Genomic DNA, 20,386 nt, shown 5'->3' on the forward strand with positions numbered 1-20,386 from the left:
CGCGCCACCGAATCCCGGACAATGACTGCGCAAGCGTCCGAAGCCCGCGAGCTCGCGGCCGTCATCGGGCTGGAGGTCCACGTCCAGCTCGAGACGGAGACGAAGATCTTCTGTGGCTGTTCGACCGACGTGGCCGATGCCGAACCTAACACCCACACCTGCCCGGTGTGTCTTGGCCTTCCCGGCGCGCTCCCGGTCATCAACGAGGGGGCGGTCGAGGCCGCCGTGAAGGTCGGCAAGGCCATCGACGCCGACATCCCGGAGGAGACCACCTTCCACCGGAAGAACTACTACTACCCCGACCTCCCGAAGAACTTCCAGATCACGCAGTACGACTCGCCCATCTGCCAGGACGGCGAACTCGAATTTTCCGTCGAGAGCGAGCGCCGCAGCGTCGACATCCGCCGGGCGCACCTCGAAGAGGACCCCGGCTCAATCAAGCACGTCCGAGAGGGCACCGGGCCGCTGGAGTCCCGAACCTGCTCCATCGAGCGCGCGGACTACACGCTCATCGACTACAACCGCGCCGGGACGCCGCTGATGGAGATCGTCACGGAACCGGACTTCCGCGCGCCGGGCGAGGTCCGGTCGTTCCTCGAAAAGCTCGAAGAAGTACTGGAGTACCTGGGCGTGTTCGACGCGACGCGGGACGGCAGCCTCCGCATCGACGCGAACCTCTCCATGGTCGACGCCAGCGAGGTGGACGACGACGGTGACATCGACGAATCCGTCCTCGAAGACGCCAACCGCACCGAGGTCAAGAACATCTCCAGTCACAAGGGCGCGGAGCAGGCGCTCTCCTTCGAGGCCTCCCGCCAGCGGAAGCTCATCCAGTCGGGCCGCGCCGTCGAGCAGGAGACCCGCCACTTCAACGAAACGCACGGCAACACGGTGTCGATGCGCTCGAAGGAAGAGGAGAAAGACTACCGCTACTTCCGGGAGGCCGACCTGCCGCCGCTTCGCGTGAGCCACTGGAAGGACGAGGTCCCGATTCCGGAACTCCCCGACGCCCGCCGCGAGCGGTTCGTCGCGGAGTACGGCCTCAGCGAGGAAGCCGCCTCGAAGCTCACGAGCACGAAGCAGGTGGCGGACTTCTTCGAGGACGTGGCCGAGCGCTTCGACGCCAACCTCGCTGCGACCTGGGTCGCCGACAATCTACTCGGCGAACTGAACTACCGCGACATGGCCATCACCGATATCGACGACCGCTTCGACGAAGTGACCCGGCTCGTCCAACTCGTCGCCAAGGACGATATCACGGCGAAAAACGCGCACGAGACCGTGCTTCGGGAGATGCTCGACACGGGCGACGGCCCCGACGCTGTCGTCGACCGCGAAGGGCTTGGCAAGACCTCCGGCGACGAGGTCCAGCAGGCTGTCGTGGACGCCATCGACGAAAACCCCGACGCCGTCGAGGACTACCATAACGGCGAGGACGGCGCAATCAACTTCCTCGTCGGGCAGGTCATGCAAAAGACCGGCGGGAGCGCCGACCCCGGCGACGTGAACGGGCTGCTTCGCGAGGAGTTGGAGAGCTAAGACAGCGTCCTACTCGGCCTGCGCGGCACAGTGGTGAGTTGTCACAGTCACCGCTGTGGCCAGTCGGCCGGCAGTTCATCAGCGTGGTTCTCGAGCAGGTCGAGCATCGGTTCGATTTCGTCGAATCGCTGGCCCCGCGATACTTCATCGGCCGCTCGGTCCCAGTCGATGTATGCCAGACTGGCCAGCCGCGGCAGGTCGTCGTGGCGGAGTTCGGTTTCGGTGTTTCTGGCCCCGGCACTTCTGGGGAGAAAGTCGACAATCGGCCGTGGACTACTCTGTTTTACCATAAACAGAATCATTCGTCGACGGCGGGTAAACAACGCCTCGAACACCCGGTCCATCCCTGGGTCCCATATCACATCCGGGATAGAGGTTTCCATCCTGTAACAAGAGACATACTATTGATGATAAATGTCACGATACCGCCGTTTCCTTGCCGAATCGATCCTGAATCGTACAGGTGAATTTGATTTGAGAGGCCGGCCCGATAGCCGCTACGCTGAGCTGCGTGCTACGATTCGCTCGACGCGTTCGACTCGACGCTCTCGCGCCGCTCGCCCGGGATGATCGCGGGGTCCTTCCACAGCAGCGTGACGAATATCGCAGCGGCGAGGGCTTCGAGGGTCTTGATAGCTGATTCGGTCGGTTCAGTGTTGAAATGGTCTAGTATCAGCAACGCGGTACTCCCGCCGTGGTGTCCGCCGCCACCGGACGACGGTGCAGAGAACCCCTCGACGAGGAAGGCACCGTGTCCAGTAGCGTGCCAGAACACCCAGCCGGCGATGGACGTGATCATGAGGAGCGTCCCGGCGATGTAGGCGTTCCGCAGGCCGATGACGCCCCGGGTGATGAGATACGGGCCGGCGAGCAACACCGCGGCGAAGGCGACAAACAGGAACGGGCGGGGGTCCGGCGGGAGCCCCTGTCCCAACAGTCCCTCGATCGCCTGCGCGTAGATGATGCTTCGCGGGAGACCCCACCAGAGGTGAAACGCCGCCGTCGAGAAGACGAGTGCGGCGGCGGTTCCGCGGAGGAGTTTGGTCGTCCGGCGATCCATACCGGCAGTCGGGGTGGCAGTGTCAAGAGTGCATCGAAGTGGTGAGTAGCGCCGTGGCCGCCAGTAGCGTGAAGTCGGGGCCGGAGTAGTAAAGGGAATAGCGTGGAGCCGGGGCCGGAGTGGTAAAGGGCTACCTCCGCGCGAGCGCGAGCGGCCCCGCAAGCGCCCGCACACCCGCGCTGTCGCCTGATTTTCCCGAAAGCCTTTAGAACAATTGACTCCGTAGCGACGGGTAATGACAGAGACAGGTGGTGTCTGATGCGGCTGATTATCACCGAGAAGGACAACGCCGCCCGCCGCATCGCGGAGATCCTCTCCGAGGGGAGCGCGTCCGCGAGCCGGCAAAACGGCGTCAACGTCTATCGGTGGGGGAACACCCGCGTCGTCGGCCTCTCCGGCCACGTTGTCGGCGTCGACTTCCCCGAGGAGTACAACGACTGGCGCGACGTGGAGCCGGTGGAACTCATCGACGCCGACGTGACGAAGGAGCCGACCCAAGAGAACATCGTCACGACGCTGAAGCAACTGGCCCGGGAGGCCGACGAGGCCACTATTGCGACAGACTACGACCGCGAGGGCGAACTCATCGGCAAGGAGGCCTACGAACTCATCCGCGAGGAGACCGACGCGCCCGTCGACCGCGTCCGTTTCTCCTCGATCACCGAGCGGGAGGTCCGGGACGCCTTCGCCAACCCCGACGACATCGACTTCGACCTGGCGGCCGCCGGCGAGGCCCGCCAGATCATCGACCTCGTGTGGGGCGCGGCGCTGACCCGCTTCCTCTCGCTGTCGGCCCGGCAACTGGGCGACGACTTCATCTCCGTTGGTCGGGTCCAGTCGCCGACGCTGAAGCTCATCGTCGACCGCGAGCGCGAGATCCAGGCCTTCGACCCCGAGGACTACTGGGAGATCTTCGCCGACCTCCAGAAGAACGGCTCGGGCTTCGAGGCCCAGTACTTCTACGACGACGACGGGAAGGAGGCCGAGCGGGTCTGGGTTGAGGACGACACCGACGACGCCTACGCCGATCTGACGGGCGTCGACGCGGCGACGGTGACGAGCGTCCGCCGCCGGACCCGCACCGACAGCCCGCCGACGCCGTTCAACACCACCGCCTTCATCTCCGCCGCCAGTTCGCTGGGCTACTCCGCCCAGCAGGCGATGTCTATCGCCGAGGAACTGTACACCACCGGCTACATCACCTACCCGCGAACGGACAACACGGTGTATCCCGACGACCTCGAAGAGGACGCCCTGCTCGACGAGTTCGTCGGTGCCGGCCACTTCGGCGAGGACGCCGAAAAGCTGCTGGAGCAAGACGACATCACCGCCACCGAGGGCGACGAGGAGACCACCGACCACCCGCCCATCCACCCGACGGGCGAGATTCCGCCGAAGGTCGACCTCTCGGACGACGAGTGGGAGATCTACGAACTGGTCGTCCGACGGTTCTTCGCGACGGTCGCCGAGGCCGCGACGTGGGAGCACCTCCGCGTCGTCGCCGACGCCGGCGGCCGCTCGCTGAAGGCCAACGGCAAGCGCCTGGTCGAACCGGGCTACCACGAGGTGTACCCCTACTCCAGCGCCAGCGAGAACCACGTCCCCGACGTTGAGGAAGGGGAAGAGCTGGCCATCTCCGAGGTGCGGATGGAAGCCAAACAGACCCAGCCGCCGCGTCGCTACGGCCAGTCGCGGCTCATTCAGACCATGGAGGATAAAGGGTTGGGGACGAAGTCGACCCGACACAACTCCATCGAGAAACTGTACGACCGCGGCTACATCGAGGGCGACCCGCCCCGCCCGACGACGCTGGCGATGGCCGTCGTCGAGGCCGCCGAGGAGTTCGCCGACCACGTCGTCAGCGACGAGATGACCGCCCGGCTAGAGGCTGACATGACCGCCATCGCCAACGGCGAGGAGTCGCTCGATACGGTGGCCGACGAGTCCCGCGAGATGCTCAAGCGGGTGTTCGACGAACTGCGCGATTCCCGCGAGGAGATCGGCGAGCACCTCCAGGAGTCGCTGAAAGCCGACAAGACGCTCGGCCCCTGTCCGAAATGCGGCGAGGACATGCTGGTCCGGCGCTCGCGCCAGGGGTCGTACTTCGTCGGCTGTGACGGCTTCCCCGAGTGTCGCAACACGCTGCCGCTGCCGTCGACGGGTGAGCCGCAGGTGCTCGAAGACCACTGCGAGGAACACGACATGCACCACGTCAAGATGCTCGCCGGCCGGGACACCTTCGTCCACGGCTGCCCCCGCTGTGAGGCCGAGAAGGCCGACGAGAGCGAGGACGAGGTCATCGGGCCGTGTCCGGAATGCGGCGTTGCTCCGGAGGAACAACGAGGCGACGGCGACGAAGCAGAGGGGGGCGAGCTGGCCATCAAACACCTCCGCTCAGGCTCCCGGCTCGTCGGCTGTACGCGCTACCCCGATTGTGACTACTCGCTGCCGCTGCCCCGCAACGGCGACATCTCGGTGACCGAGGCGTTCTGCGAGGAGCACGACCTCCCGGAGCTGGTCATCGACGCCGACAGCGACGACCCCTGGGAACTGGGCTGTCCCATCTGCAACTACGAGGAGTACCAGGCCCGCACCGCCGTCGAGGACCTCGAAGACCTGAGCGGCATCGGCTCGGCGACCGCGGAGAAGCTCGGCGATGCCGGCGTCGATTCGCTGGCGGCGCTCCGGGAGGCCGACCCCGACATCGTCGCTACCGAGGTGCAGGGTGTCAGCGCCACGCAGGTCCGGGAGTGGCAGGACGAACTGGAAGCCTAACATTCGGCCCGGTCAGTCGGCGACGAACGTCACGCCGTCACAGATCGGACACTCGACGGCCTCCGCGTTGTCGGCTGTGACTGGGTCGACGGCACCGTAGACGACCGCGTGCGTTACCGGCTCGGGAATCTGGCGCTCACAGAGCGGGCACTCGACGACGCCCGCCCGCAGTCGGTCCCGGTCGATGCTGTGGCCAGTGGTCACAGCTGGAGGTGAGACGTGGAACTCGGGCCGTCGTCGTCATCGATACCGCCCTCGTGGGCGAACGTGTAGTCGTCGTCCGTGAGGAACACGTCGCCGTGAGTCTCCGAGATTTCGACGCCAGGGAGCGTCGTCCCCGCGGCGTCGCCGTTGTCACAGCCGCCGTCACAGGCGTCGAACAGGGAGCCGTGTCGGGGACAGATGAGCTGGTCGTCCCGCATCGGGACGCCTCGCCCGGTGTCGAACCGCTGTGCCTCGTGCGTACATCGGTTCACCCATGCCTCGACGCCGTCCTCGCAGGGGACGAGAACGACCTCCTCCAGGTCGCCGTAGGCGTCTTCGGCGGTGAACAGCCACGACCCGTCCTCGTGGACCGTCTCGACTGTCGTAAGTCGCTGCACGGCTGGCGTGTTCGGTTGCCGCCGGTATCAGCGTTACCGTAGTACGGCGGGAACTGTGCGCGTCACTCGCCGGTCTCCGCGGCGATGAGGCGAACCAGTGCGGTAACGAACACCTCGAACAGTCGCCAGACCAAGACGCAACTGACGACGAGCACGGCAAGGACGATGGCGACGAGCCAGAGAAAGAGACCGAACTGCAACTCGGTGAGCAGTCCTGCCGTCAGTCCGACGACGAACCCTCCGACGAAGAGGCCGCCAGCGCCCTGGAGACAGCGGCGTTGCCAGCGGTCGAACGCCAGCGCGTCCTCAGCCCCCAGCAGCGATGGCAAGGCGATGCCGAGTCCGGCACCGCCCAGCGCCAGAATAAAGAAAACGCTACCGAACAGATACGAGAGCCCGCGGACGAAGCCGTTGCCGGACGGTGACGCTGTCGGCATCGTCGAAAACGAGTACAGCACTGCCACCGTTACGACAGCGCCTGTGAGAACGAGCGCGGCCCGGATAGCAGCGACGACGTACCGGCGCTTGTCCGCGGTCATTGTCTGACGATTGTAACATAGTCATCATAAATCTTCGGAGATATACGTATGGGGCCGACACCACTCGGTCGCTATCTGGCTGTTCGGGTGGGCTGTCAGCGTGGCTGTTTGGGCGGGCTGTCAGTGTGACCCACTGTGGTCGGTGTATCCGAAGCGGTTATACGGCCACGCGCAAGTCTGGCAGGTATGAGCGACTGGGCGGACTGGGACCACATCGTGAAGATAGACCCCGACAAGACGCTGGTCGACGGAGAGACGTTCGAAGACGTCGCGGCGACGGGGACCGACGCCATCGAAGTCGGCGGGACCACCGGAATGACAGAGGAGAAGATGAAGCGGGTCGTCGACGCCTGCGGGAAACACGACATCCCCGTGTACATCGAGCCGTCCAACCCCGCATCGGTCGTCCACAGCGACCGTCACGACGGCTATCTCATCCCGGTCGTGATGAACGCCGGCGACGTGGCCTGGATCACCGGCGCGCACAAGGAGTGGATACGCATGGACGACGATATCGACTGGTCGCGGACCTTCACCGAGGCCTACATCGTGATGAACCCGGAGGCGTCGGTGGCGTCCTACACGCAGGCCAACTGCGACCTCGACGCGGACGACGTGGCCGCCTACGCCGAAGCCGCCGAACACCTCCTCGGGCAGGAGATCGTCTACGTTGAGTACTCGGGGATGCTCGGCGACACCGACATCGTCGCCGCCGCCGCGGACATCCTCGACGACGCCACGCTGTTCTACGGCGGTGGCATCCACGATTACGAGTCCGCCCGCACGATGGCACAGCACGCGGACACCATCGTCGTCGGCGACCTCGTCCACGACGAGGGTGTCGACGCGGTTCGAGAGACGGTGAAAGGCGCGAAAGACGCGACGGCGACGGTCAAGTAGCTAGAACGCCAGCCGCTCGAGCAATCGACCGACGACGCCCCCCGGATGGCGTTTCGTGTCTACTTCCATCGACGCGTGGTCGCTGTCCTGAATTGCTGACTGCGTAGACCCGTCGTCGTTTGACGTACGAGCCGCGAGTCCACCGTTGTTCGCGTGTATCAGGAGCGTTCTGTCGCTGTCAGCCGCGTCTATCGCCGATGAGAGGTCCTGCCGGTCCACGAAGGTCCGCTCCGTCGGCACGTCACAGAGGTCCAGCAGGTCGTCGTGGTACGCTTCGAGTTGCTGGCGTTCCTCCGCGGACTGGCGCTCGTCGAGCGGGTAGAGGAACTGGAGGTCGGCTCCGGTCTCCGTCCCGACAGCGTTGCCGACGCGGACTTTCAGCGGGTCGTACGGGCCGCGGGTCGTGACCAGCGTGATTGTTTCCAACGATTCGAGGGACTGTGCGTCGACAGCGATGGTGTCACAGTCGGTCTGTTTCCGGATGCGGTCGATACTGTCGCCCAACAGCGAGTCCTCGAACGACGCGCCCCGTTCCACCAGGAGCACGTCGACGTCCCGCTCGTCGACCGCGTTGGCGACGGCCCGCTCGGGGTGGTGGCTTACGAGTTCACCGTACTCGACGGGAACATCGAACTCAGCCGCCAGCGTGTCGGTCCGGCACTCGAACTCGAGGTCGTCAGAGGACTGGACGCCGGAGGCGTAATCGAGGGGCTGCTGGTCGGGCACTTCGTCGAACTGGACGACCGAGAGACTGCTGCCGGCTGGCGAGAGCGCGGCCCCGATTTCCAGCAGTGTCGCTTCACTCTGTCGCGAGGAGCCTTCGGGGAGCGCGACAAGCACGGAGGTCTCTGTCGTCTCATCGAGCGTCTCCTCGGTCCGGTCGAGCGCGCGGTCGCCGATGCTCCGGCGGACGGACTCCTTGATCGCCCCTTCCCTCGTGACTCGCGGCCGGACGTAACCCAGATACCAGACGATGCTGCCGACGACGATACCGACGGCCCCGACGATCGCGATCAGGCCCATCTGCGTCAGCAGGGCAAAGCCGGTTATGGTGCCGAATATCGGCGTCCACGGGTACAGCGGCACTTCGAAGGAGGGGTCGTAGTCCGGGGCGTCGCTCTCCCGGAAACCGATGAGCGCGACGTTGATGAGCGCGAAGACGAGGATCTTGAACGCGCTCGCGAGCTTCGCGATCTCCAGGATCGGAACGAAGAGGATGAGCAGCAACATCACGCCGCCGGTCAGCGTGATCGCGGTCACCGGCGTCCCGAACCGGTCGCTGACCGTGCTGAACAGGCCGGGCGCGAGGCCGTCACGGCTCATGGCGAACGGGTACCGCGACGAGGAGAGGATGCCGGCATTGGCCGTGCTGACCAGCGCCAGAATCGCCGCGAGAACGACGGCCGCGACGCCAGCAGTTCCCAGCGTCGCCTCGGCCGCGTCCGCGATGGGCGTCGTGCTCCCGGCGAGTTGGTCGAGCGGGATGACGCCGACGACGACGGCGACGACGAGCACGTACAACAGCGTCGTGAAGCCGAGCGAGCCCAGCATCCCGAGTGGGATGACGCGGTCCGGGTCTTCTACCTCCTCGGCGATGGAGGCGATCTTCGTCACGCCCGCGAAAGAGACGAACACGAGGCCGGTCGCGGCGAAGATACCCTCGATGCCGTAGTCCCACATCCCGCCGTAACTCGCGGTGTTGACTGCCGGGCCGCCGCCGGCGACGAACCAGCCGATAGCCACGAGCATCACCGCAACGATGCCGATCTGGAGTCGGCCGGTCTGTTCCGCGCCGAGGATGTTGACGAGGATGAGGACGGCGGCGAGCCCGATGGCAACCGGCTTGATTGGTAGATCGAACAGAAGAACGAGGTACGGCACGCCGCCGACGAGCGCGAGCGCGCCCTTGAACGAGAGGGAGAACCACGTTCCGAGCCCCGAAACTGTGCCCAGCAGCGGCCCCATCGACCGCTCGATGTAGACGTACGTGCCGCCGGCCTCCGGCATGGCCGTCGCCATCTCGGCCTTGCTGAGTGCGGCGGGAAGGACGAGCACGCCCGCGAGGAGGTAGGCGGCGATGATGCCGGCCCCGGCGTCTTTCACCGCCAGCGCCGGCAAGATGAAGATACCACTGCCGACCATCGCGCCGATGGATATCGCTACCACTGACAGCAGTCCGAGGTCGCGTTCCAGGTCCTTTGCCATTGTTAGGCGATTTCGGCCGTCTGGAGCGTTGTTTCCACAGCGCGTTCCAGTTCCGTCGCCAGGATGCGTGAGCCACAGATCACCGTCGAGCCAGCCGACTCGAACGCCGATCGATGCTGTGGGTCATTGAGCACGACGACCACGGTTTCGACATCGAACTGCGTCCGAAGCAGTTGTGTCACGAGGAACGCCCCGTGGTCCGTCTGCATCGAGATCAGGGCGACATCGGTCGTTTCGGCCCCGGCGTCCTGAAGCACAGCACGCTCCCGCCCGTCACCGACTACCACGCGGGTGTCGTCGGGCGTTTGCCCGGCAACGCCGTCGTGGTCGGTGACGAGACAGGCATCGGTACCTCGATCTAACGTCGTTACTACCTCAGACCCGACGTGACAGTCACTGATGACCAGCACCGACGGGGGGTCGATGTCGTCGTCCACTCGTTCGCGGAGTCCTGTAAGCGAGATCATGGGTTCGTAGAGGTCGGAGCTACCCGACCGATACGCACCCATTGGTTCCGACATCCGATAAATATCTAGGATCTGTTTCCGATTCCGGATCTATTTATGCATATAATCAATTTTCGGAAGTTTATATTACTTAGTGTCTGGACCGGGGTCGTCGTGCCCGAACTGGTGGAACGGCCGGGTGTACTCGTTCCGAATAAGGTCCTCGTCGACGACCTCCAGTCCGATGTCGTTGAGGTCCCTGCCGATGCGGCTCAGGTCGTTGCCGTCGGTGCCGACCACCTCGACGTGGACGTTGTCGGCTCCGGTCATGACTTCCCGGATGGCGACGACGCCGGACACCTCGAGCGCCCGCTGTGCGACCTCCTCGCGCTCGTGGATCGGTGCCGTACAGACGATGAGCGTATGGAGCTGATACCCCGCAGCCTCGTAATCGACATCAACATCGTAGCCGGCGATAACGCCGGCCTCTTCGAGCTTTGTGATTCGGTTCCGAACAGTTCGTGCGGAGACATCAAGCGATTCAGCGATCTCACTCGCCGACGTGTGTCTCGCATCCTGCTGGAGCGCGTAGATGATGTTCCGGTCCAGATCGTCGATAGGGTACTCCGCGTCGGCCATGTCGGCTGTTTTGACGGCTACCAGTACAAAGGTTCAGGATATTGTCCCGACGCCTTGGTATCGCCCGATTGTCCTCGACACTCCGCTGTGGTTCGCCAGCAACACGGCGACTCGCTATGGGGATTCGAGCCACAGACGCCGCTGTGTCTCAGGAAAGCACCGACTGTTCGGTGAGTGTTACGGTTACCGTCGGGTGATACGCGACCCAGTCGGTATTCTCGCCAGTGCGGTAGGAGAGGGGAACTTCGTCAAAGTAGCCCTGCAGCGTGTACGTGCCGGCACCTGAAACCCGCCGCCCGATGAGTTCGTACTGCCGCTCGATGGATTCACCAGCCTCCAGCGTTCCGGTGAGTGGGGCGTTGTCTTTGTTCGCCCCGTTTGGCCGTATCTCGACGGTATCTACCTCCGCATACTCGTCAGTCAGTAGTAAGACGTCGAGCGACCCCGAATCGCCTGCTGAAACCAGTCCTAACACCCCGAGTGGCCAGACGCCGGTGTTCTTGATTCTGAGGTCCTGTGTCCCGGTGTTTCGGAGCGTTATGTCCAGCCGACCGGGGCTTTCGATCTCGATAGCCCGGTCAGCCGGTGTTACATCGAGTGCCAGCGGGTGCGAACCATCCTCGGTCTCCACGCTGGAGATAGTGTACTCGGTATCGCCGAGACAGCCGGCGAGACCGGACAGCGCCGCCGTCGACACGGCCAGATACTGGCGGCGGTTCATGCGTCCACCGCCCCGGCGTGAGCGGAGCCGTCAGTCAGTGTCATGAAGATGTCTTCGACTGTCGCGTCAGACGAAAGGTCACAGGTGTCCCGGAGCGCCGGCAGGGTCCCTTCGACAATGAGGTCCCCCTCGTAGAGAATCCCGACGCGGTCACAGACCAGATCGACCTGCCCGAGGACGTGACTGGAGAAAAACACCGTCGAACCGCGTTCGGACTCGGCTTCGACAACATCTCGCACCAGCGCGACGCCGTGGGGGTCGAGCCCGGTGAACGGCTCGTCGAGAATCAGGAGGTCCGGCTCCCCGACGAGACTCATCGCGAGTGCCAACCGCTGTTCCATCCCCTGTGAGAACTCGCCAGCGGGTCTTTCGATAGCGTCGGCCAGTCCCACGCGCTCGAGCAGTGCTCGTGGGTCGTCGTCCGCACGCTTCGTATCGATCACCAGTTCGAGGTGCCGCCGCGCGGACAGCGACTCGTAGGTCTCGAAGCGGTCGGGACAGATACCGACGCGCTGGTGGCAGGCGACGACATCGTTCCACGGGTCGTGGCCGAGAACGCGGGCCGTTCCCGACGTTGGTTTGATGTAGTTCATCAGCAGATTGATAGTGGTCGACTTGCCGGCACCGTTCGGGCCGAGGAAGCCGTACACCTCGCCCTGTGCAACGGTCATGTTCAGCGCATCAAGCGCAACAGTCTCGCCGTACTGCTTCGAAAGCCCGTCGGTCTCGATTGCCGGCGGCGTCATGCGAGGTCACCTCGCTTGAACCGATAGCCGGCCAGTGCCAGCGGGACGACACCCCAGAAGAGCAGTACGACGAGGCCAAGCGATTCGTGCAGGTAGACCGGGACTAACTGTCCACTGAACGTTGCATCGACGACGTACTCATTGGTGGAGATGCCGCGATACAGCACGTCGATGACTGACGTGTACAGGCCACCGGAGTTCCCCGTTCCGAGTATCCAGTTCGTTACAGTTCGGTACGCTCGACCCGGCGAAAACCGAAGTATAGCGAACAATAGACCGTCAGCCGGTGGTTCGAACGGATTGACTGCGTTGCCCGTCACAGCGGAATAGATACTGACGCCGATGCGTTTCCACCCCAGCGTCAAGATCAGAAAGAAACCGCCAAACAGCGCGCCAGTCACACGGACCGTACTGGTCGTGACTGCCGATGCCGCTGTTGCGACTGACACGAGCACAACGATGTACAGCACTGTCACCAGAAACACGCCGATGAAACGTAACGGGGAGAACAGGCCGAACTTGACACCGCCAATCACGCCGAGAATAACTGTTGCGAGGGCAAACGGGAGCACAGCCCCGACGCTCCGACCGAAGACCTTGCCGATGAGAATATCAGTTCGCGTGAGGGGCAGTCCAAGCAGGAATTTCAAACTGCCCGACGTGCGCTCCTGAATAATCGACCGATACGTCAGCAACAGCACACCCAGCGGGAGGAGGATTGACCCGGCGACCTGAACGAAGCCGACCGTGACGTTCGGGCCGAGCACGTCCCAGCTCTCGTATGTGGGACCATACCCCCAGACGACGAGCAGGGGCGCAAGTATCCAGGTTCCTTTCGATTTGAGTAACGCGACTGCCTCTTTCCGTGCGACGGGAAACCATCGGGGGAGGGCCATGTAGTCGGATTTGAAAGTGTTTCATATAAAACACACTGTCAACGGCTACTCTGTTTACACGGCACCGAGCTATCGCTTCTGCCGGGCCTGAGCATCAATGGCGTCTTGTCCCGAGACCACCGCGTCCGAGAGGGACCTGCGCCCTCGCCTCGAAAGACTGTTCTTAAGTTAGGCCCACAAGAACCAACGTCCATGGAAAACCGAACCTACACGACGGACGCAGCGCCGGGTGACACGGTCACCGTCGCCGGCTGGGTCCACGAGATCCGAGACCTCGGTGGAATCGCCTTCCTTATCCTTCGGGACACCACCGGAAAGATTCAGGTCAAGTTCGAGAAAGACGAGATGGACGACGACCTCGTGGAGACGGGGCTGAACGTCCAGCGCGAGTCGGTCATCTCGGTCACCGGCGACGTCGAGGAGGAGCCGCGCGCCCCGACCGGCGTCGAAGTCACGCCGGAGTCCGTCGACGTGATTTCGGAAGCCGACCCCGAACTCCCGCTCGACCCCTCGGGCAAGGTCGACGCCGAACTGCCGACCCGCCTCGACAACCGCACGCTCGACCTCCGCAAGGACGAGGTGAAGGCCATCTTCGAGATCCGCGCAGAGGTCCTCCGGTCGGTCCGCGAGGCGTTCCGCGACCTCAACTGCACGGAGATCAACACGCCGAAGATCGTCGCTACGGGGACCGAAGGCGGGACCGAGCTGTTCCCGATCACCTACTTCGGGCAGGAAGCGTTCATGAACCAGAGCCCGCAGCTGTTCAAGCAGCTGATGGTCGGCTCCGGCCTCGAACGCGTCTTCGAGATCGGCCCGATCTTCCGCGCCGAGGAGCACAACACGCCGCGGCACCTCAACGAAGCGACCTCAATCGACTTCGAGTCGGCGTTCTACGACCACACCGAAGCGATGGACGCCTGCGAACACGTCGTCCGGTCCGCCTACGAGGGCGTCGCCGAGAACTGTCAGGACGAACTGGAAGCGCTCGGCCTCGAAGACGAGTTCGCGGCCCCCGAGGGCGACTTCCCGCGACTCACCTACGAGGACGCCCTGAACCGCATCAACGCCACCGGCGAACTCGACGAGCCGCTGGTGTGGGGCGACGACCTCTCGACGGAGGCCGAGCACGTCCTCGGGCAGGAGGTCGGCGAGCACTACTTCATCACCGACTGGCCCAGCGAGATCAAGCCGTTCTACATCAAGGACCACGACGACGACGAGGAGGTCTCGACCGGCTTCGACATGATGCACCCGTCGATGGAACTGGTCTCTGGCGGCCAGCGTGAGCACCGCTTCGACCACCTCGTCGAAGGGTTCGAACAGCAGGGCCTGGACCCGGAAGCCTTCGAGTACTACACCAAGATGTTCAAGTACGGCATGCCGCCCCACGCCGGCTGGGGCCTCGGCGGCGAGCGCCTCATCATGACGATGCTCGGGTTAGAGAACATCCGAGAAGCGGTTCTGTTCCCGCGAGATCGGCAGCGTCTGAGCCCGTAGGAAGCGAGGTTCTGACCGCGGGGAAGAACCTCGGAATCGCGAGCAGAGCGGGACCGAAGGTCCCGCAGGCAGTCGGGCGGTACCACCGCCCGACGACGGGGAGGAACGACCCGTGAGCGGCGAAGACCTGAGAGCCAGCGGGACGAACGCAGTGAGTCCAGCAGGACCGACAGCGAATCTCTCCATAGGGACCTCGAAACAGCGAGCGCGAGCGTAGCGATACGCGAGCGCACTGTCTCGCAGCGGTTCGGGTTCGGCACGTCTTGAGACAGCCGCAGGGCTACACACTGTATCCGACACGAGGACGGGAGTACGACCCGTCCCCGACTATGCGTTCGACGCCGCCTGTTTCAGAATCTGTGGCGTGACCACAACTTCGAGCGCAGCGATACCGAGTGCGACGTACCGTATCGTTCCCTCAAGGAAGAGGAACGCGACAGCCGCAACTACCGTGGCGCTGACCAGTGGGATACCGTAGCGAACGACCGGGTTTTCGAAAGGGGAGGGCATACAGACTAGTCAATCGAACGCTGTCTCATATTCGTTTCTGACTTCGGTGGATTGTGAGCGACTCAGGTGCCGGCGAGTGTACCTACGACAGCCACTGGTTGCCGATTGGGTGGCCGCTACGAGGGGACCGAGTGAGCACGGTTGGGAACAACAGCGGCCGGGAGATATATAGAACGGGCAAAATAAAGAGGAGCGTTCGCGACGCGTATCTCAGTCGTCTGCGGGCGCAGCGCCGCCGGAGCCGATGCTCGCCCCGGACCCCGAGACGGTGCCTTCGTTGGCGGCGACCCAACGCAGGAGCAGGAACGCGAAGACGTACTTCGCGAGGATGTCGAGACCGGAGTAGCCCCACGAGGTGACGCCGACGCCCAAGAGGGCCACCCCTTCGGAACCCAGCGCCCAGAGAATCGGATAGCCGAGCCAGAGGACCACGGTCAGGAGCTTGAGCGTCCCGAATATCTCGCTCGTCCCGGCAGCTTCTGCGTCGGCCGGCCACTGGACGAGCAGGACGTACAGCACCGCGACGAAGAACGCACAGCTGATGCCGTAGAACACCCAGCGAAGCAGATGTGAGGAGGTAATTAGTGCGGCGGCGAGGCCGGTCACACACATCCCGATGTCCATCGTGATGGCGGTGAACAGCGACGCGATATCGGTGTCAGCCAACAGGCCCAGCGCCAGGAGAATCATCGGCGTCGAGAGCGTCCACGTCAGGTAGCGGCCCCACGGTGACAGGACTTCCTGCCCGGCGAGAGCGTGGCCCGGCGGCATCTGCAGGAAGCCGACCGTCAGGCCCGAGGCCAGACCGGCGTAGCTGGAAATCGAGACCAGCGGAACCAGCATCGTCGCAACCCAGATGAGTTTTGCACGGGGCGACTCGATGTCCCGACCCATCGCGACGAACAGGAGGATGACCACGCCCGCCAGCGCGATGTTCACCCAGAGCGATGAGTTCAGGAGGAAATTCGACTGTATCTCCTGGAGCACGTCTGACTGTGTCGCCTGGAGTACTGTCGTTGCAGTGGTACTGGCAGCTGTCATACATCCAATATAGGAAAGGACCACTTAAGACCGTATGGCCAAACGGTATCGGTATTCGGTTTATATTCAGACTTCGGAAAGCGACGCTCACCCCGTGAGAATGATATGAAAAACGGCCAACAGCTAACCGCTCCGGGCAAGCATCACTCCGGGAACAGCTCTTCTTCACGCTCGATGGCCTCGATGCGCGCAATTTCGGCGTCGGTCAGTTCCAGGTCGGCAGCGGCGAGGTTGGCCTCGAGATGGGGTCGGGAAGACGCCTTCGGGATTGTGACGACGTTCTCGTAGCTGGTCACCCACGCGATGCTGACGGCGGCCGGCGACGTGTCGTGCTGGTCGGCGATGTCGACGACGGTCGGGTCCTCGAACACGCGACCGCCGGCCAGCGGTGCATACGCGACCAGCGGGTAGCCGTGTTTCTGGGCGTCAGCGAGCAGCGATTCGCGCCAGAATAGCGGATGGAACTCGACTTGGTGTGCAGCAATTCCGTCGAGGTGCTCGCGCGCGACAGTCAACTGGTCCGGCTCGAAGTTCGAGAGCCCGACGTGCTCGGTCAGTCCCGCCTCGCGCACGGCCTCGACGGCAGGCAGCGTCGTTTCGGGGTCGTAGTCGCCACGCGGGCGGTGGACGTACAGGAGGTCGACGGCGTCGAGACCGAGTCGGTCGAGGCTGGCTTCCGTGCTTGGACGGACAGCGGTCGCCTCAAGGGCGTCGATCCAGAGTTTCGTCGCGACAGTCAGGTCAGCCCGATCGGTGTCGGCGGCGGTGATGCCTGCACCCACAGTACTTTCGTTGTCGTAGATCTGAGCGGTGTCGAGGTGGCGGTAGCCACAGTCGATGGCTGTCCGAACGACAGCCTCGTCCTCGATACCCATCGTGCCGAGTCCGACCGGTGGGAGATCCATGCTCCGGCGTTCGGACCCCTATTAAAAAGGAGTAGTGGCTCCGACAGGCCACATCCCCCCAGATGCGGCCCGCCGGTCGATTAGAAGTCGGTCCGCTGCGTGACAGCTTCCGCGTGGTCCGCCCACTTTTCTACGGTCGGGGACCCCCAGTACTTCACTGCGCCGCTTCGCTCGTCGTAGTCGATGAGCCCGATCCGGTGGAGGACTGGCAGGTGCTCCTCTTCGAGCTGTGTTCGGATCGTCGAGGGTGACGTATCTGTTGCATCGACCGTGCTCGTCTCTCCATGCTCCGATATTGCCGAGGCTAGCGCCGTGACGTCAGCGGCCGTCTGGTCACCGCTCGCGAAGTAGTGACAGACGGCACGGCGTCGCCAATCAGCCAAAACCTCGAACACGTCGTCTACATCCGCCGTAGACAGCGTTCTGTCCGACGGCGTCATCCCACACCACTGGTCACTCTGCGACCCTCCATTCCTTTGGTTACTCATTTACTCGTATTAAATTAATAGATCCCAATATTATTAACTCTGTACCTAGACGGCTAGGTACCCGTCGAACGCGCTGGCTGTAATTGCCAACAGCGTCACCGTCGCGTATCACTGCATATCGAACACAGCGTCGATGAGATTCCGCTGCGCTCGCCGGAGATGCTGATGGAGCGTCGGTGACGCGATACCGAGCCTCTCTGCCAGTTGCTCGGCGTTCGTATCCCGGGGCCAGGCGTAGTAGCCCGTCAGGAAGGCCGTGCGGAGGACTTCCTTCTGGCGGTCAGTCAGGTGGTTGCGTGGGTCCGTTTCGACGTCAAGTATGTCGTCTGTCCGGTCGCACTCCTGCTTTGCCGTCAGCGTGCTCTCAGGCACCCGGTCGGAGACTGCGTCCCGTATCGCCCGGGAGTCGGCATCCGGCGAGGCCTCGACAGTAATGGAGAGCGCCCCATCGTCGGCAACCACCGTCCGACAGCGAGCACCGACATCGAGAAGCAGCGATTGGACGGTTTCTGTAACCTGCAGCTCGATGATACCATTGGCATCGTCTGCACGGACGACCCGCGAGCCGAGAATCTCCGCATGAGAACAGAGGTGCGCAGAGACTGCATCGGGCGGCCCGTGGTCGACGGAGACATAGAGGAGGTGCGTCGGCTCGGTATCAACAGATTCGACGACCTCGATTCGGCACCCGTACGCATTCGCCGCCGAGACAAGGGGTATGTCGGGGCATTCCGATTCGAATGTCAGTTCGAGCGTGGTATCGTCAGACAGGAGTTGCCTGTTCTGGACCGCGGCGAGCGTGTACCCGACCATTTTACCGAGGACAGCGAAACTGTCAGCTATTCGGCCGCCGAACGCCGCTGGCTGGTCGGCGTACACGCAGAGAACGCCGTGGACAGTGTTTCCCTGAACCAGTGGAATCGCTGCGGCGGACTTGAACCCCTGCTCGCGAGCAGCGGCCCCACACTGCTTGAATTCGGCCGGGTCGCCGCAGTCTTGTATCGTCTGGACCGCACCTGTCACGAGGGCTGTTTCACACAGCACTTGGTCGTTCCCGTCACTAACGATGAGTTCGTCGAGAACGTCACTATTGTCGCCGGCTACCGTTTTCGGCACGAGTCTATCGTCCGCGCCGGCTCGCTCACCGATCCACGCTAGCTCACAGAGGTCCGATTCGACAATGCGCTCACACACTGTCTCTGCAGTCTCGTGGCGAGTCGCGGCACCACCCAAAGCGTGAATGAGGTCCTGTATGAGCATGTTGACCCCGTTGAGTGTCGCCAGTTCGTCGCGCTGTCGTTCGATCGCATCCTGACGTTTCCGCTCTTCGGTGATGTCCTGGTGGATCCCGACGGCCCTGATCGCCTCGCCGTCGTCGTTCCACTCGAACACCTTGCCGATGTCCCGGATCCATCGCCACTCCCCGTCTTTCGTCCGCATCCGGAACTCGCTCTGATACAGATCGGTCTCCCCGGACTTCAGTTCCGCGAGCGCCTGTTCCACTCGGTCGAGGTCGTCTGGATGGGCGAGGTCGGCCCACGTCTCGTAGTGTGGCTCCAGTTCGTCCGTGGTGTAGCCGAGCATCCCGGTCCAGCGCTCGTCGAAGGTGACATCGTTGGTTTTGGGGTTCCAGTCCCAGACGCCGAGTTCCGCGCCTTCGAGCGCGAGATTCAATCGCTCAGTCATCTCCTGATACTCCCGCTCGCGGTTACAGCGCTCCGTGATGTCCCGAGCGACGCCGATCAACCCGCTGTAGTTGCCGGCTTCGTCGTGAATCAGCGTATAGTTGATCGACACCTCCCGTTCGGTACCGTCTTTCCGACAGAACGTCAGATCGGCAGTCGTGCTCTCTTGCCCAGGCGTTTCGAGCAGCGTTTCCACAGTCGCCTGCCCCTTCGAGAGTTCACCGGAGGCCAGCACTGTCGAGGCGTGTTCGCCACACAGTTCGTCCGGCTCGTACCCGAGGTTCGCCGCGAACGACTCGTTACAGAAGTCGATGACACCACGTTCGTCGAGCGTGTAGAGGCCGTCCTGTGCCTGCTCGACGAGGAGATCCAGCAGCGCCGTGCGGGCATCACGTCGTGCAGTCTCGGTGATGTCTCGCAGCAGGACGAGCGTGAGTCCCCCAGCGGCGTCCGGTAGCTTGTGCCCGTGTCGAAGGAGGTACTGGTCGCGGTCGCTACCCGGAACCCGGACCGCAACCGGTTCGGTCGGGGTGTCCCGGAGTCGCTGTAGCTGTCGACGGCCGCCAGGCGTGTCGGGAAGCGCTGTGGCCATGGCGTCGTAAAAGCCCTCGACCCGGCGGGTATCGTCGAGGCGGTCAACGAACGTCGACACCGAGTCGCTCGACCAGTGTACCGTCCCGTCATCCGCCAGCAGGACAGCGATTTCGTTCGCTTCAGCGCGCGATTCGATTCCGGACAGCGCATCTCGGAGCGCGGATTCGGTCCGATCGGCCGACGCCGACACGACGCTGACGATCTTCTCCGCCAGAAACGTCGGCTGTCCGTCCCCCTGTTTCCTGACGACCGTCTCTGCATCGTCGAAGACAGTCGCAGCGCTGTCCGGTGCAGTGGCGTCGGTGTAGAGGACGACCGGGTAGCGGTCGTTCGACACCAGTGGGGCCGGGATATCGCCCAGTCCAGTCGGGTCGAGGACGAGACAGGTGACCGCTGTCGACGCGGCAGCCTCCAACGCGGCATCCGTCGTTGCCACGCTCGTCACCGTCATCTCGGCGCTGTGATCCGCCAGAACCTCGTGTATCTGCTCTCGTGCCGTCGCGTCGGAATCGAGATACACGACTTCGATGTCTCGACTGGCAGCGCCGGTCCGTCTCGCTCCCGCAAACGCGACGTCGTCGAGGCCATTCCCAATCAT

General features: G+C 63.6%; 20 protein-coding genes. 4 read left to right on the top strand and 16 right to left on the bottom strand.

The features are described 5' to 3' along the window. Positions 1-21 precede the first annotated feature (21 nt). The gene (gatB, locus tag VI340_RS10145; protein ID WP_336358289.1) at positions 22-1,539 is read left to right on the top strand and encodes an Asp-tRNA(Asn)/Glu-tRNA(Gln) amidotransferase subunit GatB; all 1,518 of its coding nucleotides are present in this window, start codon (positions 22-24) and stop codon (positions 1,537-1,539) included. A gap of 47 nt (positions 1,540-1,586) precedes the next feature. On the opposite strand, the gene VI340_RS10150 is transcribed toward gatB, so the two are convergent. Together VI340_RS10150 and VI340_RS10155 are read right to left on the bottom strand one after the other, a co-directional pair. Then, positions 1,587-1,829, bottom strand: coding sequence for a hypothetical protein (locus VI340_RS10150; RefSeq protein WP_336358290.1), 243 nt, complete (start codon positions 1,827-1,829; stop codon positions 1,587-1,589). A gap of 224 nt (positions 1,830-2,053) precedes the next feature. Next, a complete protein-coding gene (locus VI340_RS10155; RefSeq protein WP_008312745.1) occupies positions 2,054-2,599 on the bottom strand; it encodes a hypothetical protein in 546 nt (181 codons plus the stop codon). 258 nt (positions 2,600-2,857) lie between these two features. Between VI340_RS10155 and VI340_RS10160 the strand changes: the two genes are divergently transcribed. After that, entirely contained in the window at positions 2,858-5,374 is a 2,517-nt protein-coding gene (locus VI340_RS10160) for a DNA topoisomerase I (RefSeq protein ID WP_336358291.1), read from the top strand. A gap of 12 nt (positions 5,375-5,386) precedes the next feature. On the opposite strand, the gene VI340_RS10165 is transcribed toward VI340_RS10160, so the two are convergent. The 3 genes from VI340_RS10165 to VI340_RS10175 form a co-directional block, all read right to left on the bottom strand. Beyond that, complete coding sequence (locus tag VI340_RS10165; protein WP_336358292.1) at positions 5,387-5,578, bottom strand: hypothetical protein; 192 nt, start codon at positions 5,576-5,578, stop codon at positions 5,387-5,389. Beyond that, positions 5,575-5,976: a Rieske (2Fe-2S) protein gene (locus VI340_RS10170; RefSeq protein WP_008312739.1), complete on the bottom strand. Its 402-nt coding sequence runs from the start codon at positions 5,974-5,976 to the stop codon at positions 5,575-5,577. The genes VI340_RS10165 and VI340_RS10170 overlap by 4 nt, the downstream gene beginning before the upstream one ends. Before the next feature lie 62 nt (positions 5,977-6,038). After that, complete coding sequence (locus VI340_RS10175; protein ID WP_008312738.1) at positions 6,039-6,515, bottom strand: hypothetical protein; 477 nt, start codon at positions 6,513-6,515, stop codon at positions 6,039-6,041. A 186-nt stretch (positions 6,516-6,701) separates the two neighbouring features. On the opposite strand from VI340_RS10175, the gene VI340_RS10180 reads away from it, so the two are divergent. Beyond that, positions 6,702-7,415, top strand: coding sequence for a phosphoglycerol geranylgeranyltransferase (locus VI340_RS10180; RefSeq protein WP_008312737.1), 714 nt, complete (start codon positions 6,702-6,704; stop codon positions 7,413-7,415). On the opposite strand, the gene VI340_RS10185 is transcribed toward VI340_RS10180, so the two are convergent. The 6 genes from VI340_RS10185 to VI340_RS10210 form a co-directional block, all read right to left on the bottom strand. Continuing rightward, positions 7,416-9,620, bottom strand: coding sequence for an APC family permease (locus tag VI340_RS10185; RefSeq protein WP_336358293.1), 2,205 nt, complete (start codon positions 9,618-9,620; stop codon positions 7,416-7,418). 2 nt (positions 9,621-9,622) lie between these two features. Beyond that, on the bottom strand, positions 9,623-10,087 hold the full coding sequence (locus VI340_RS10190; RefSeq protein ID WP_049943084.1) for an NAD-binding protein: 465 nt from the start codon (positions 10,085-10,087) through the stop codon (positions 9,623-9,625). A gap of 126 nt (positions 10,088-10,213) precedes the next feature. Then, positions 10,214-10,705: an Lrp/AsnC family transcriptional regulator gene (locus tag VI340_RS10195; RefSeq protein ID WP_008312734.1), complete on the bottom strand. Its 492-nt coding sequence runs from the start codon at positions 10,703-10,705 to the stop codon at positions 10,214-10,216. A gap of 148 nt (positions 10,706-10,853) precedes the next feature. Continuing rightward, the gene (locus VI340_RS10200; protein WP_008312732.1) at positions 10,854-11,426 is read right to left on the bottom strand and encodes a hypothetical protein; all 573 of its coding nucleotides are present in this window, start codon (positions 11,424-11,426) and stop codon (positions 10,854-10,856) included. Further along, positions 11,423-12,172 (bottom strand): ABC transporter ATP-binding protein, encoded by a 750-nt coding sequence (locus VI340_RS10205; protein WP_008312730.1) that lies wholly within the window; start codon positions 12,170-12,172, stop codon positions 11,423-11,425. Before VI340_RS10205 ends, VI340_RS10200 begins: the two co-directional genes overlap by 4 nt. After that, positions 12,169-13,068 carry an ABC transporter permease gene (locus VI340_RS10210; RefSeq protein WP_008312728.1) on the bottom strand — a complete coding sequence of 300 codons (900 nt, stop codon included), beginning with the start codon at positions 13,066-13,068 and terminating at the stop codon, positions 12,169-12,171. Before VI340_RS10210 ends, VI340_RS10205 begins: the two co-directional genes overlap by 4 nt. 192 nt (positions 13,069-13,260) lie before the next feature. Here VI340_RS10210 and aspS point away from each other — a divergent pair, with 192 nt between their 5' ends. Then, on the top strand, positions 13,261-14,565 hold the full coding sequence (gene aspS, locus VI340_RS10215; protein WP_336358294.1) for an aspartate--tRNA(Asn) ligase: 1,305 nt from the start codon (positions 13,261-13,263) through the stop codon (positions 14,563-14,565). Between the two features lie 327 nt (positions 14,566-14,892). On the opposite strand, the gene VI340_RS10220 is transcribed toward aspS, so the two are convergent. The 5 genes from VI340_RS10220 to VI340_RS10240 form a co-directional block, all read right to left on the bottom strand. Beyond that, positions 14,893-15,075, bottom strand: a complete 183-nt coding sequence (locus tag VI340_RS10220) for a hypothetical protein (protein WP_336358295.1) — start codon at positions 15,073-15,075, stop codon at positions 14,893-14,895. 210 nt (positions 15,076-15,285) lie between these two features. Then, positions 15,286-16,116 carry a halorhodopsin gene (hop, locus tag VI340_RS10225; protein ID WP_008312723.1) on the bottom strand — a complete coding sequence of 277 codons (831 nt, stop codon included), beginning with the start codon at positions 16,114-16,116 and terminating at the stop codon, positions 15,286-15,288. A gap of 143 nt (positions 16,117-16,259) precedes the next feature. Beyond that, complete coding sequence (locus VI340_RS10230; RefSeq protein WP_336329114.1) at positions 16,260-17,021, bottom strand: aldo/keto reductase; 762 nt, start codon at positions 17,019-17,021, stop codon at positions 16,260-16,262. Positions 17,022-17,101: 80 nt separating this feature from the next. After that, on the bottom strand, positions 17,102-17,461 hold the full coding sequence (locus tag VI340_RS10235) for a DUF7344 domain-containing protein (RefSeq protein ID WP_008312718.1): 360 nt from the start codon (positions 17,459-17,461) through the stop codon (positions 17,102-17,104). A 156-nt stretch (positions 17,462-17,617) separates the two neighbouring features. After that, complete coding sequence (locus tag VI340_RS10240; RefSeq protein ID WP_336358296.1) at positions 17,618-20,386, bottom strand: PAS domain S-box protein; 2,769 nt, start codon at positions 20,384-20,386, stop codon at positions 17,618-17,620.

The organism is Haloarcula sp. CGMCC 1.6347 (assembly GCF_037078395.1).
In the GTDB taxonomy this organism is placed as follows: Archaea; Halobacteriota; Halobacteria; order Halobacteriales; family Haloarculaceae; genus Haloarcula; species Haloarcula amylolytica.

Bases quoted from the DNA above. Each gene is read 5' to 3' on its own strand.
- aspS (WP_336358294.1), top strand. From the start codon at position 13,261: ATGGAAAACCGAACCTACACGACGGACGCAGCGCCGGGTGACACGGTC.
- VI340_RS10205 (WP_008312730.1), bottom strand. From the start codon at position 12,172: ATGACGCCGCCGGCAATCGAGACCGACGGGCTTTCGAAGCAGTACGGC.
- VI340_RS10160 (WP_336358291.1), top strand. From the start codon at position 2,858: ATGCGGCTGATTATCACCGAGAAGGACAACGCCGCCCGCCGCATCGCG.
- VI340_RS10155 (WP_008312745.1), bottom strand. From the start codon at position 2,599: ATGGATCGCCGGACGACCAAACTCCTCCGCGGAACCGCCGCCGCACTC.
- VI340_RS10190 (WP_049943084.1), bottom strand. From the start codon at position 10,087: ATGATCTCGCTTACAGGACTCCGCGAACGAGTGGACGACGACATCGAC.
- hop (WP_008312723.1), bottom strand. From the start codon at position 16,116: ATGACAGCTGCCAGTACCACTGCAACGACAGTACTCCAGGCGACACAG.
- VI340_RS10175 (WP_008312738.1), bottom strand. From the start codon at position 6,515: ATGACCGCGGACAAGCGCCGGTACGTCGTCGCTGCTATCCGGGCCGCG.
- VI340_RS10220 (WP_336358295.1), bottom strand. From the start codon at position 15,075: ATGCCCTCCCCTTTCGAAAACCCGGTCGTTCGCTACGGTATCCCACTG.
- VI340_RS10180 (WP_008312737.1), top strand. From the start codon at position 6,702: ATGAGCGACTGGGCGGACTGGGACCACATCGTGAAGATAGACCCCGAC.
- VI340_RS10240 (WP_336358296.1), bottom strand. From the start codon at position 20,386: ATGATTGGGAATGGCCTCGACGACGTCGCGTTTGCGGGAGCGAGACGG.
- VI340_RS10200 (WP_008312732.1), bottom strand. From the start codon at position 11,426: ATGAACCGCCGCCAGTATCTGGCCGTGTCGACGGCGGCGCTGTCCGGT.
- VI340_RS10235 (WP_008312718.1), bottom strand. From the start codon at position 17,461: ATGACGCCGTCGGACAGAACGCTGTCTACGGCGGATGTAGACGACGTG.
- gatB (WP_336358289.1), top strand. From the start codon at position 22: ATGACTGCGCAAGCGTCCGAAGCCCGCGAGCTCGCGGCCGTCATCGGG.
- VI340_RS10185 (WP_336358293.1), bottom strand. From the start codon at position 9,620: ATGGCAAAGGACCTGGAACGCGACCTCGGACTGCTGTCAGTGGTAGCG.
- VI340_RS10230 (WP_336329114.1), bottom strand. From the start codon at position 17,021: ATGGATCTCCCACCGGTCGGACTCGGCACGATGGGTATCGAGGACGAG.
- VI340_RS10210 (WP_008312728.1), bottom strand. From the start codon at position 13,068: ATGGCCCTCCCCCGATGGTTTCCCGTCGCACGGAAAGAGGCAGTCGCG.
- VI340_RS10195 (WP_008312734.1), bottom strand. From the start codon at position 10,705: ATGGCCGACGCGGAGTACCCTATCGACGATCTGGACCGGAACATCATC.
- VI340_RS10150 (WP_336358290.1), bottom strand. From the start codon at position 1,829: ATGGTAAAACAGAGTAGTCCACGGCCGATTGTCGACTTTCTCCCCAGA.